The sequence below is a fragment of the Variovorax sp. YR634 genome (assembly GCF_900106655.1).
GTDB lineage: Bacteria > Pseudomonadota > Gammaproteobacteria > Burkholderiales > Burkholderiaceae_C > Variovorax.
In genome coordinates this window covers 422,886-434,831 of sequence record NZ_FNOL01000001.1, presented here as the reverse complement: position 1 = coordinate 434,831, position 11,946 = coordinate 422,886, and the positions used below count along the sequence as shown (strand labels likewise).

The 11,946-nt window shown below is 67.6% G+C and carries 10 protein-coding genes; 3 read left to right on the top strand and 7 right to left on the bottom strand.

Annotated features, from left to right (window positions below):
* Position 1 precedes the first annotated feature (1 nt).
* A complete protein-coding gene (locus tag BLV60_RS02015) occupies positions 2-988 on the bottom strand; it encodes a Bug family tripartite tricarboxylate transporter substrate binding protein (protein WP_093049060.1) in 987 nt (328 codons plus the stop codon).
* 43 nt (positions 989-1,031) lie between these two features.
* A complete protein-coding gene (locus BLV60_RS02010; RefSeq protein ID WP_093049058.1) occupies positions 1,032-3,359 on the bottom strand; it encodes an acyl-CoA dehydrogenase family protein in 2,328 nt (775 codons plus the stop codon).
* 107 nt (positions 3,360-3,466) lie between these two features.
* Between BLV60_RS02010 and BLV60_RS02005 the strand changes: the two genes are divergently transcribed.
* The 3 genes from BLV60_RS02005 to BLV60_RS01995 are packed head-to-tail and all read left to right on the top strand — an operon-like array spanning position 3,467 to position 6,816.
* Entirely contained in the window at positions 3,467-4,249 is a 783-nt protein-coding gene (locus tag BLV60_RS02005) for a citryl-CoA lyase (RefSeq protein WP_093049055.1), read from the top strand.
* Between the two features lie 28 nt (positions 4,250-4,277).
* On the top strand, positions 4,278-5,441 hold the full coding sequence (locus BLV60_RS02000) for an acyl-CoA dehydrogenase family protein (RefSeq protein WP_093049052.1): 1,164 nt from the start codon (positions 4,278-4,280) through the stop codon (positions 5,439-5,441).
* Between the two features lie 10 nt (positions 5,442-5,451).
* On the top strand, positions 5,452-6,816 hold the full coding sequence (locus BLV60_RS01995) for an MmgE/PrpD family protein (protein ID WP_093050346.1): 1,365 nt from the start codon (positions 5,452-5,454) through the stop codon (positions 6,814-6,816).
* A gap of 6 nt (positions 6,817-6,822) precedes the next feature.
* On the opposite strand, the gene BLV60_RS01990 is transcribed toward BLV60_RS01995, so the two are convergent.
* From BLV60_RS01990 to BLV60_RS01970, 5 genes are all read right to left on the bottom strand, one after another.
* Complete coding sequence (locus BLV60_RS01990) at positions 6,823-7,530, bottom strand: arylmalonate decarboxylase (RefSeq protein WP_093049049.1); 708 nt, start codon at positions 7,528-7,530, stop codon at positions 6,823-6,825.
* 296 nt (positions 7,531-7,826) lie between these two features.
* Positions 7,827-8,813: a Bug family tripartite tricarboxylate transporter substrate binding protein gene (locus tag BLV60_RS01985; RefSeq protein WP_093049046.1), complete on the bottom strand. Its 987-nt coding sequence runs from the start codon at positions 8,811-8,813 to the stop codon at positions 7,827-7,829.
* A 36-nt stretch (positions 8,814-8,849) separates the two neighbouring features.
* Complete coding sequence (locus BLV60_RS01980) at positions 8,850-10,004, bottom strand: mandelate racemase/muconate lactonizing enzyme family protein (RefSeq protein WP_093049043.1); 1,155 nt, start codon at positions 10,002-10,004, stop codon at positions 8,850-8,852.
* 104 nt (positions 10,005-10,108) lie between these two features.
* Positions 10,109-10,996, bottom strand: a complete 888-nt coding sequence (locus BLV60_RS01975) for a LysR family transcriptional regulator (RefSeq protein ID WP_093049040.1) — start codon at positions 10,994-10,996, stop codon at positions 10,109-10,111.
* Between the two features lie 13 nt (positions 10,997-11,009).
* Entirely contained in the window at positions 11,010-11,900 is an 891-nt protein-coding gene (locus tag BLV60_RS01970; RefSeq protein ID WP_093049037.1) for a LysR family transcriptional regulator, read from the bottom strand.
* Between the last annotated feature and the right edge of the window lie 46 nt (positions 11,901-11,946).

Below are 11,946 nucleotides of genomic sequence, written 5' to 3'. Positions count from 1 at the left end.
CCTATTCCGCCTCGATGCCCTTGGACGCCGTCGCCCAGAGCTGGCGATCTGACCTGCCCTTCGTCGCCAGCAGGTCGGCCGCACCAGACCACACGTCGTAGCCCTGCTCGCGCAGCCGGTGCGCGATGTCTTCGCGCGCCAGCATCTTCTGCGCCGCGGCGTTCATGCGCGCGACCAGCGCAGGGTCCATGCGCGCCGGGCCGTAGAGGCCGAACCAGCCGCCCACGTCGTAGCCGGGCACGCCCGACTCGATCATGGTCGGCACATCGGGCAGCATGCGGTTGCGCTGACGCGAGGTAACGGCCAGCGCGCGCACCTTGCCCGTCTGGATGAAGGGCTTCGAGGTGGCGATGATGTCGAACATCATGGTCACGGTGCCGCCCATCACGTCGGCGAGCGCCGGTGCACTGCCCTTGTAGGGCACGTGCGTCAGCTGCACGCCGGTCATCTTCTCCAGCAGCGCGCCGCTCAGGTGGTTGGAAGCGCCCACGCCCGCCGAGCCGTAGAACACCTTGCCGGGCCGCGCCTTCGCGTAGGCCAGCAACTCGGCGAGGTTGCGCACCGGCACTTCGTTGTTGACGACGAGCACGTTGGTGTAGTCCACCAGCGGCGCGATGGGCGTCAGGTCCTTCATCGGGTCGAAGGCCATCTTGCGCTGCACGTTCGGGTTGATGGTGATGGTCGGGCTCGCGCCGAAGAACAGCATCGTGCCGTCAGGCGCGGCCTTGGCGACCGCGTCGCCGCCGAGCGAGCCGCTGGCGCCTGGACGGTTGTCGACGATGACCTGCGTGCCCAGCTCCTGGCTCAGCGCGGGCGCCAGCAGGCGCGCGGCGCCATCGACCGGGCCGCCTGCGGAATAGCCGACGACGAGCTTGATGAGCGGCGGCAAGGGCTGCTGCGCGAAAGCACGATGCGGCAATGCGGCCAGCGCCGCGCTGCCTGCCATCGCGGCCATGAGGTGTCGGCGCGAGAAGTGAGTCGATGTCATGAGCGTTGTCTCCTGTTGTGTATTTCTTCGTCGGCTGCATCGCTCAGGCCGGCAGGTCGAGCACCTGCCGCGCGAGGATGTTGCGCTGTATCTCGTTGGTGCCGCCGTAGATCATTGCGGCGGTGGAGCCGATGAGCGGAGAGAGCACGTTGAAGCTCTGCCCGTCGAGCAACTGGTCGCCGGCCACGGCACCCTGCTCTTCGCCCGCCTCGACCAGCAGCGCGCCGATGCGGTGATAGGTCTCGCTCGCCCAGATCTTCAGCAGCGACACCGAAGCCGGCAGCGGCTTGCCCGCACGCACGATGTTCGCGAAACCCGTGTAGGCGGCCGACAGGTCGAGCACGTCGAGCCGCAGCGCCGCGAAGCGCTGCGCGAACACCGGGTCGGCAAACAGGCGCCGCGCCTGCGCCAGCCGCGCCAGCTGGCCCAGCGCGTACTGCGACTGCTTGGGGCTGCCCAGGAAGATGCGCTCGAAGCCCAGCAGCGCCTTCGCAATGGTCCAGCCGCCATGCAGCTTGCCCACGAGGTTCTCGGCCGGCACGCGCACGTTGTCGAAGAACACTTCGCAGAACTCGGGCTCGCCGGCCAGCGTATGAATCGGCCGGATGGTGATGCCCGGCGTGCGCAGGTCGCACAGCAGGAAGCTGATGCCCTCCTGCTTGCGTGCGTCCTTGTCGGTGCGCACGAGCATGAAGATGTGGTTGGCGTCCTGCGCGAGCGTGGTCCAGATCTTCTGGCCATTCACGACGAAGTGATCGCCCTGCGCATCGCGCGCAGGCAAGGCTTCGGTGCGCAGGCCCGCGAGGTCGGAGCCGGCGTTGGGCTCCGAGTAGCCCTGGCACCAGACATGCTCGCCGCTCAGGATGCGCGGCAGAAAGCGTTGCTGCTGCTCGGGCGTGCCATGCTGGATGAGCAGCGGGCCGATCATCACGATGCCCTGGTCGGGCGCGCGCGCCACGCCGTGCTGCTCCAGCTCCTCGATCCACGCGATGAGCTTGTCCGCCGGCAGGCCCATGCCGCCATGCGCCTGCGGCCACGCGGGCGCGATCCAGCCTTGCGCCGACAGCGTGAGATACCACTCGCGCATCTCGCTCCAGCGCGCGCGGTGCGAGAGATAACGCAGTTGTGGCGGATAGCGCTGCTGCAGGAAGGCGCGCACCATGCTGCGGAAGTCGGCCTCGGACATGGCGGACCAGTCGGCGGTGCGCGGGAAATCACCCTGCCACTCGGCCGCACCCGCCGAGGCTTCCACATCGCCCGACAGCGACGCATGCCGGCGCTGATGCGCGCTGACGTTACCCAGCCAGGCCGAGAGACACAGCACACGCTTGTAGAACAGGCTCAGGTCGCACTCCTGCGTGTAGCCGATGGCGCCATGCAACTGCACCGATGCTCGCGACGCCTGCAGCGCAGCGGCTGTGCAGCGCGCGTTGACGCGGCTCGCCTCGGCTTCGATCCGGTCCGCCGGCAAGCCCTGTGCTGCCAGAGCCAGCACCTCGTTCAACGTGGCCTGCGCCACTTCGAGGTGGATGAACATGTCGACACAGCGATGCTGCAGCGCCTGGAAGCTGCCGATGGGCTTGCCGAACTGCGAGCGCGTGCGCAGGTAGGCCAGCGTCTGCGCCAGCATGGCCTGCCCCGCGCCCAGCAGCTCGGCCGATTGCAGGATCTGGCCGGCCGCAAGGGCATGGCGCAACGCATCCTGCGCGGCCGGGCCTTCGGCCAGCACTGCGCCGGGCGGCAACGCCACTTGCTCGAAGCGCAGGTTCGAGGCCTGGCTGCCATCGACCAGCGGCACCAGCGTTTCGGTCACGCCTTCGGTGCCGCGTGGCACCCACAGCAGCACCGCATCGTCCTCTCCGCGCGCCGACACCAGCCAGCCGCTGGCGGCCGCGCCGGGCAGCACCATGAGTTTTTCGCCTTGCAGCAGCACGCCGCCTGTGTGCCCGGGCCGTACTTCGCAGCCGCAGGCCAGCGGCACCGCGCTAAGGTCGCCCGCGCTTTCCTGCCACGCCAGCGCAGGCAGGCTGCGGCCCGCGACCAGTTCGGCCAGCAAGGCATCCGCGCCCGGCGTGCCGAGCCGTGCCAGCAGCAGCGCGCTGAGGCCAGCCACGGCCAGCAGCGGCTCGGGCGCCACATGCTCGCCCGCAGCCCGCAGGATTTCCGCCGCGCCGTCGAGGCCCAGCGCGAGGCCGCCGGCCGATTCGGGCGCCAGCATGCCGGGCCAGCCCAGCGCGGCGATGCCGCCCCAGCCGTCGGCCTCGTCGGCACCGGGTTGTTCCATGCATGCGCGCCGCCGCTGGATAGCGCGGCTGCGAACGAAGTAGTCGAGCGCCGATTCGCGCACTGCCGAAAGTGATTCAAGATCCATCGCCGCAGCGTGCCTGAAGACCCCGCGAGCGAGCATTTGCATTTGCCGAAGGGAGGGTTTCGCAATCAGAGAACCACCCCGCGCGAGGGCGGGCTAGATTCGCTGCCATGACGAAAATCAAGAAATCCCTGCACACCGAGCTGGGCCACAGCACGCCCGACAAGATCACCGTGCGCGGGCGCGACCTGCCTTCGGAAATCCTCGGCCACCTGAATCTCGGCGACATGGCCTTCCTGGAGCTGACAGGGCGCATCCCGACGCCGCAGGAATCCGTCACCTTCAACGCCATCGTCGTCACGCTGGTGGAGCACGGCATCACGCCCAGCGCGCTGGCTGCTCGCCTCACTTATGCGGGCGCACCCGAAGCACTGCAAGCCGCCGTGGCTGCCGGCCTTTGCGGCCTGGGCACGGTGTTCGTCGGCAGTACCGAGGGCGCCGCGAAGATGCTCTACGAGGCGATTCCCTTCGGCGAGAAGCCCACGCGCCCGCTCGCCGACATGGCGAAGGACATCGTGGCCGACTACCGCGCGCGCAAGCAGATCGTGCCGGGCCTCGGCCATCCGCTGCACAAGCCCATCGACCCGCGCACGCCGCGCCTGTTCCAGATCGCGGCGGAGAACGAGCTCTCCACGCACTACGTCGCGCTGATGCAGGCGGTGCAGGAAGAAGCCGAGCGCGTGTCGGGCAAGTCGCTACCGATCAACGCGACCGGGGCCATCGGCGCGATTGCGGCCGAGTTCGGCTTTCCGTGGAAGATCATTCGCGGCTTCGGCGTGATGGCGCGCGCCATCGGCCTCGTGGGCCACATCCTGGAGGAGATCGACGACCCGATGGCCATCGAGATCTGGCAACGCGTGGAGAAAGAAGCCGGCGGACCCCGCCAGGACTGACTGAGCAACAACCGATGAACAACGACCGATGAACAACGCCAACGACAAGAGCTTTCCCGACATTCGCGACGCCGTGCGCGACCTGTGCGCGCAGTTTCCCGATGCCTACTTCCGCAAGATCGACGAGGCACGCGGCTACCCCGCCGAATTCGTCGACGCGCTCACCAAGGCCGGCTGGATGGCCGCGCTGATCCCGCAGGAGTACGGCGGCTCGGGCCTGGGGCTGACCGAGGCCTCGGTGATCATGGAAGAAATCAACCGCTGCGGCGGCAACTCCGGCGCCTGCCACGGCCAGATGTACAACATGGGCACGCTGCTGCGCCACGGCAGCGAGGCACAGAAGCGCAACTACCTGCCGAAGATCGCCAACGGCGAACTGCGCCTGCAGTCGATGGGCGTGACCGAGCCCACCACCGGCACCGACACCACGAAGATCAAGACCACGGCGGTGAAGAAGGGTGACCGCTACGTCATCAACGGCCAGAAGGTATGGATCTCTCGCATCCAGCATTCGGACCTGATGATTTTGCTGGCGCGCACCACGCCGCTGGCGGACGTGAAGAAGAAGTCCGAGGGCATGTCGATCTTCATCGTCGACCTGCGCGAGGCCATCGGCAAGGGGCTCACGGTACAGCCCATCCTGAACATGGTGAACCACGAGACCAACGAACTGTTCTTCGAGAACCTCGAGATCCCGGCCGAGAACCTGATCGGCGAGGAGGGCCAGGGCTTCAAGTACATCCTCGACGGACTCAACGCAGAGCGCACGCTGATCGCGGCCGAATGCATAGGCGACGGTTACTGGTTCATCGACCGCGTGACGGCCTACACCAAGGAGCGCGTGGTGTTCGGCCGGCCCATCGGTCAGAACCAGGGCGTGCAGTTTCCGATTGCCGAGGCATTCATCGAAGTGGAAGCAGCCAACCTGATGCGCTACGAGGCCTGTCGCCTATTCGACGCGCACCAGCCCTGCGGCGCGCAGGCCAACATGGCGAAGTACCTTGCGGCCAAGGCGAGCTGGGAGGCGGCGAACGCGTGCCTGCAGTTCCATGGCGGCTTCGGCTTTGCGTGTGAATACGACATCGAGCGCAAGTTCAGGGAGACGCGGCTGTACCAGGTGGCGCCGATCTCGACGAATCTCATCCTCAGCTATGTGGCGGAGCACATGCTCGGCCTGCCTCGTTCGTTCTGAAGGAATGCACATGAACCCAGTCGACCATCCGAGCAAGGTGCTCGCGACCTTCGCCGCTGAACTGCAGTTCGCTGACATTCCTGCCCCAGTGCTGCGCCGCACCGAAGACCTGATGCTCGACTGGCTGGGCTCCGTGCTCGCGGCCCGCACCGCACGGCCGGTGCGCAGCATCGAACGCTTCGCGCAGATGATGGGCCCCGCCGACGGACCCAGCGAGATACTGACCTCGCGCCGCACCAGCTCGCCAGTGTTCGCTGCGCTGGTCAATGCAGCGGCCTCGCATTTCGTGGAGCAGGACGATGTGCACAACGGCTCGGTGTTCCATCCGGCCGCCGTGGTGATTGCGCCTGCGCTGGCCGTGGCGCAGAGCCTCGGCGCGAGCGGCGCACAACTGCTGACGGCCGTGGTCGCGGGCTACGAGGTGGGCATCCGCGTCGGCGAATTCCTCGGCCGCTCGCACTACAAGACCTTTCATACGACCGCGACGGCGGGCACGCTGGCCGCGGCGGCGGCGGTGGGCCACCTGCTCGGCCTCACGCCGCAGCAGATGCTGCATGCCTTCGGCTCGGCAGGCACGCAATCGGCCGGCGTGTGGGAGTTCCTGCGCGACGCGGCCGATTCCAAGCAGTTGCACTGCGCGCATGCGGCGGCGAGCGGCTTGATGTCGGCCTACCTCGCGCAGGACGGCTTCACCGGCGCCGCGAAGATTCTCGAAGGCGCGCAGGGCCTGGGCGTGGGCATGTCGAGCGACGCCGACCCGGCCAGGCTTACTGACGGCCTCGGCACGCGCTGGACGCTGGCCGAGACATCGTTCAAGTACCACGCCTCCTGCCGCCACACGCATCCCGCAGCCGACGCGCTGCTGCAGGTGATGCAGAGGAACAAACTGAAACCCGCCGACGTGTCGCGCGTGACCACGCACGTGCACCAGGGCGCCATCGACGTGCTGGGCCGCGTGGACGTGCCGGCCACCGTGCACCAGGGCAAGTTCTCGATGGGCACGGTGCTGGGCCTGATCGCGGTGCACGGCCGCGCGGGCCTGGGCGAGTTCGACCGCGACTTCCTCGCGCCCGAGGTCTCGGCCTTCCGCGAGAAGGTGACGATGGAACTCGACGAGGAAGTCGACACCGCCTACCCGGCGCGCTGGATCGGCAAGGTCAGCGTCCGCACCACCGACGGCCGCATGCTGCAGGGCCGCGTGGACGAGCCCAAGGGCGACCCGGGCAACAGCCTGGATCGCGCGGAGATCGAGGACAAGATGCAACGCCTGGCGCTCTACGGCGAAGGCGCCACCGCCGACGAGGCGAAGGCGCTGTGCGAGCGGGTCTGGCAACTGGCCGATACGCCGCGCGTGGGGCGCTGGCTTATCGGCTGAAGCGGCTCAGGCGAACAGGCGTCCCTGGCCGGGCACGCGCGGATCGAGCCCGGCGGTGCCGACGAGGTCCCAGAAGCCTGCGGGCGAACTTGAGACCACGGGCACCCGCAGGCGCGCTTCGACTTCGCGCACCGCATCGAGCGTGACCAGCCCGCCGCAAGAGATGAGAATGCCGTCGGCGCCGGGCTGGGCATCGAAGACCTTCAGGCACAGATCGACCAGCACCTGCGTCGGAACTTCGCCCACGGCCTTCACGTCGGAGATGGAAAGGCCTTCGAGCGCGAGGGGTTCGAAGTCGCTCTGTTCCAGGTACTTGCGCAGGTGCAGGTTGACTTCGTCGATGTACGCGGTGGCCACCGCCACGCGCCGCACTCCGAGGTGACGCAGTGCGCCGACGATGGCGTTGCTCATGGTGGTGCAGGGCAATCCAGTGGCACGCGCCATCTCGACTTCGAGTTGCCGGTTGAAGGCCGCACCGCGAAAGAAGCTCAGCGAGGTGCCCATGAGCGAGACCGCGCTCACGCCCTCCTCCTTGAGCGCCACGGCTTTCTCGACCACGGAGTCGATGACGTCGAGATAACCGCGTGTCGAGATTTCTCCAAGGCCCAGGCCTTTGGCACTGAAGCGGATGCGTTCGCCGTAAAGCAGCGGGCCGTCTACCGGCACTTCGCCGGCTGCGGGGGGGACGATCAGGCCCAGGTGAGGTGTGGTCATTTCGATGGCTCCATGCTTTTTTTGGCTCTTGTTTCGGGGTATGTGCACAGGCCACCGGGTACTCCCCTCCGCGAATGTCCCCCGGCCTGCGGCCTCCTCCTTTATTTCGCTGCGGGGAGCACCCGGCGCCCTGTGCACCGGACGTGCTGTCGGTTTGCGGCTGATTAACCAGTGCTCTGAACGATCACGACGGCGGGGTGCCTTGCGCAGCGAAATAAAGGAGGAGGGGCGAAGCCCCGGGGACATTCGCGGAGCAAGGTACCCCGTCGGCGTGAGCGCCCCACGAACAAAAAAACTCAATTCCCCTCAGCCACGATGCGCTGATCAGAAATGATCTTCTTCCACCGAGAAGTCTCCGCAGCCATGTCCTTCCCAAGCTGCGAAGGCGTTGCATAGGCACGCAGCGTGCCCTGCGCCGCGGCAGCCGTGCCGGCCTCCGGCGTATCGAGCACCGACTTCACCGCAGCCGACAGCTTCTCGACCACATCGTTCGGCGTGCCCGCGGGTGCCAGCACAAAGATGCGCGGCGCCACATCGAACCCCGGCAGCGCATCGGCCAACGGCGGCACGCTCTCCGCGCCTTCCAGCGTGGCCGTGTTCATCAGCGCCACCGCGCGCAGCTTGCCCGCCTTGGCCTGCGCCATGCCCGCCGTCGCGCTCACCACGCCAAGAGGAATCTGCCCGCCGATCACGTCCGGCACGATCTGCGCGGCGCCGCGGTACGGCACATGCACCACCGAACTGCCGGTGGCCTGTTTGAGCATCTCGAAGCCCAGATGCTGCACCGTGCCGACACCCGACGTGGCATACGAATAGCGCGAGGCATTGGCCTTGAGCTCCTTCACCAGCTCGGCCGGCGTCTTCGCGGGAAAGTCGTTGTTGGCGACGATCATCAGCGGCGAGATGAAGGCGCCCGCCACCGGCTTGAAGCTGGTGAGCGGATCGATGCCGATCTTCGGCTGCAGCAGCTTGGCAATGAGCAAGGCGCTGTCGCCCATCATCAGCGTGTAGCCGTCGGGCGGCGCCTTGGCGACGAACTCGGCCGCGATGAGCCCCGTGGCGCCGGTGCGGTTCTCCACCAGCACCTGCTGGCCCAGCACGGCCGACAGGCGCACGCCGAGCAGGCGGGCCACCGCATCGACACCGCCGCCGGCCGAATAGCCGACCACGAGGCGAATCGGCTTGTCGGGGTACTTCTGGGCCCAGGCCACGGGCGCCGCGAGGGTGAACGCACCCGCAAGGCCCAGGGCCACTGCCGCGCGAATCGCTTGTCTGGCTTTCATCGTGTCTCCGTTTTATTTTTTGATTCGCAGGGCGGCTCAGGCCTTGCCCTTGCCGTGCGAGGTCGGCAGTTTCGCCAGCTCTCGCACGCGCTCTGCATTGGGCGCGAAGCCCAAGCCCGGTGTCTCGGGCAGAGTCAGCCAGCCCTGCTCGGGCACCGGCAGGCCGTCGAAGATCTGCTTGAGCATCTGCACCGCGACGTAGTGATATTCGACCAGCCCGCCATTCGACACGCCCGCGTGCAAGTGCATGTTGTGGAAGGGCCAGGCACCACCGTTGTCGATGGGCACGTTGAAAGCCTGCGCCATGCCCGCGATCTTCAGGCACTGCGAGTAGCCGCCCGAGATGGTCACGTTGGGCTGCAGCACGTCCGCTGCCTGGTTCACCAGCAGGTCGCGGAAGCGGAAGGCCAGGCCTTCGTTCTGGCCGCAGGCGAGCGGAATACGGGTGCGTGCGCGCAGCTGTGCCATCTGGCGCACGTCGTTCTGCGTGAGCGGCTCCTCGAAGAAGCTGATGCCGTAGGGCTCGATGCGGTGTGCGAGTTCGGTAGCATGGAACAGGTCGAGACCGCAGTTGGCGTCGACGTACAGCTTCACGTCGGGGCCCACGGCCTCGCGCACGGCGGCGACGCGGCGCACGTCTTCGGCGATGACTTCGTCAAGCGGACGCGGCTCGTCGCGGCGCGCGAGCGCGTGGTTTCCGACGGTCATCTTCAGGCGCTGGAAGCCCTGCGACACCCACAGCTTCGCGGCGGCCGCGAGCTGGTCGCGCTCGAAGAAGCCGAAGCCGAAGGTGGCGTACACCGGCACCTTGGGGCGCGCGCCGCCGAGCAGGCGCCACAGCGGCTGGCCCAGCGCACGGGCCTTGATGTCCCACAGCGCGATGTCGAGCGCTGCGATGGCATGGCTGGCGTAGCCGGTCTGGCCGCGTGGGGAAAGCAGCCAGTAGAGCTTGTCCCACAGGCGCTCGGTGGCCATCGGGTCTTCGCCGATCAGTGCGGGGCCCGCCACCTCGCGCACGGCTGCGGCGACGATTTCTTCCTCGGTGATGGCAGTCATGCCGTGGCCGACGAGGCCGGTGTCGGTCTCGATCTCTGTGAGACACAGCGACAGCGATGTCCGCTTGTTCAGGCCGACCACGTCGATGGTGACGGGAATGTTCAGCGGCGTGGCGCTGACGCGAACGATCTTCAAGGGTGTCTCCTTTGCTCTTGCTGCGCGATTCTTTGCGCGCAAGCCGCGAGAGAACAATTCGTTTTTGGCGGGCGCGAGGCTTCGCGCAGCGCGAAGCCTCGTGCTCAGTCTGGCCGGCCTAGGTGCTCCAGCACCGAGCGCGCAGCCACGGTCAAATCTTGCTGCCTGCGCACGCACAGCAGGTGGCGACGCATGGCCCAGGGCGCATCGAGCTTCAGGCAGCGCAGCTTCAATATATGCAGCTGCGGCAGGATGGCCGCATAGGGCAGCACGCCGATGCCCACGCCCTGCTCCACCATGCGGCACACCATGTCGAAGCTGCCCACCTGCATGCGCACCTTGAGCGGCACCTGCGCCTCCAGCGCAGCGGCCAGCAGCACGCGGTGCAGGGCCGTGCCTTCGCGCACCACGATATGGTCGTGGCGCAGCACCTCGTCTACATCGATGCGCTTGCGCCGGGCCAGTGGGTGGTCGCGCGCGATCACCACGGCCAGCTCGTCGTTGCGGTAGGGCAGGCATTCGAGGCCGTCGGCGGACGTGTTGCCCTCGATCACGCCGATGTCGGCCAGGCCTGCCTGCACGGCCTTCACCACCTCGGTGCTGGCGCGCTCCTGCAGGTCGATCTTCAGCACCGGGTGCAGCCGCAGGAAGGAGCCGATCTGCGCCGGCAGAAACTGCGCGATGGTCGATGCATTGGCCGTGATGCTGACCACGCCCGCCACACCGTTCTGGAAATCGTCCAGCTCGGCGCCGAGCCGGTCCATGGCCGAGAGCACCGCGCGCGCATGCAGCAGCAGGCCATGCCCCGCCGACGTGAGCGTGACGCCGCGTGCATGGCGCACCAGCAGAGGCAACCGCGCGCGGGCTTCAAGATCGGAGATTCGTTTGCTGGCCGCCGCGAGCGCGATATGGCAGCGCTTGGCGCCCTCGCTGATGCTGCCGTGATCGGCCACGGCCACGAACAGGCGCAGCGACTTCAGGTCGGCGGACATGACGGCCGCGCCCTCAATGCGCGACGAGGTGGTCGAACAGTTCGCGCGCCGAGGCCGGCAGCTGCTCGCGGTTGCGCGCGATCAGCTTCAGCTCTCGCTCGGCCCATGCATCGCTGAGCGCCACGGTCGAGATGCGCATCGCCATCGATAACCGCTGCGCAGAAGACGCCGGCAGCACGCCGACCCCCACGCCCGCTTCGATCATCAGGCAGATGGCTTCGAAGCTGCTGACCTGGATGCGCGGGTTGAAGCCCCGTCCCGCGAGCTCGGCGCGGCGCTGCAGGAAGCGGTGGATGGCGCTGCCGTGGTGCAGGCCCACGTGCTGCTCGTCTAGCGTGTCGGCAAAGGCCACTGAAGACGCGCCCGCGAGGTGGTGCGTGGTGGGCACGACCAGCACGAGCTGGTTGCTGCCGAACGGGCGTGCATCGAAGTCGCCCGTGTGCACGTCGCCGGCGAGGATGCCGATGTCGGCCTCGCCGTCTGCCACCGCGCGCACGATTTCTTCGCTCAGGTATTCGCGCAGGTCGACCTGCACGGCCGGGTGCTGCGTGAGAAAGCCCGCGAGCTTCTGCGGCAGGTACTCGGTGATCGAGGTGGTGTTGGCGAACACGCGCACATGGCCCTTGATGCCCTTGCCGAAGTCCTGCATGTCGCAGCGCAGGTGCTCCATCTGCTGCATCACGCGCTTGGCGTGGTACAGCACCGCCTGCCCCGCGGCAGTGAGGCTCACGCCCTGCGCGCTGCGGTGCAACAGCTTGCCTCCCACGGCCTCTTCCATCTGCTTGATGCGGGTGGAGGCGGCGGCCAGCGAGATGCAGGCCTTCTCGGCGCCGCGCGTGAGGCTGCGCGCGTCCGCCACGTAGACGAACAGTTTCAGGTCGAACAGGTCGAAGTGCAGGTTCACCGGGCGCGGGCATCAAAGAGGAAGGGAACGCGCATTGTCCGGCGAA

Excerpts from the sequence above, each read along its gene's own strand:
- BLV60_RS01995 (WP_093050346.1), top strand. The coding sequence starts at position 5,452 with ATGAACCCAGTCGACCATCCGAGCAAGGTGCTCGCGACCTTCGCCGCT.
- BLV60_RS01985 (WP_093049046.1), bottom strand. The coding sequence starts at position 8,813 with ATGAAAGCCAGACAAGCGATTCGCGCGGCAGTGGCCCTGGGCCTTGCG.
- BLV60_RS02015 (WP_093049060.1), bottom strand. The coding sequence starts at position 988 with ATGACATCGACTCACTTCTCGCGCCGACACCTCATGGCCGCGATGGCA.
- BLV60_RS01975 (WP_093049040.1), bottom strand. The coding sequence starts at position 10,996 with ATGTCCGCCGACCTGAAGTCGCTGCGCCTGTTCGTGGCCGTGGCCGAT.
- BLV60_RS02000 (WP_093049052.1), top strand. The coding sequence starts at position 4,278 with ATGAACAACGCCAACGACAAGAGCTTTCCCGACATTCGCGACGCCGTG.
- BLV60_RS02005 (WP_093049055.1), top strand. The coding sequence starts at position 3,467 with ATGACGAAAATCAAGAAATCCCTGCACACCGAGCTGGGCCACAGCACG.
- BLV60_RS02010 (WP_093049058.1), bottom strand. The coding sequence starts at position 3,359 with ATGGATCTTGAATCACTTTCGGCAGTGCGCGAATCGGCGCTCGACTAC.
- BLV60_RS01990 (WP_093049049.1), bottom strand. The coding sequence starts at position 7,530 with ATGACCACACCTCACCTGGGCCTGATCGTCCCCCCCGCAGCCGGCGAA.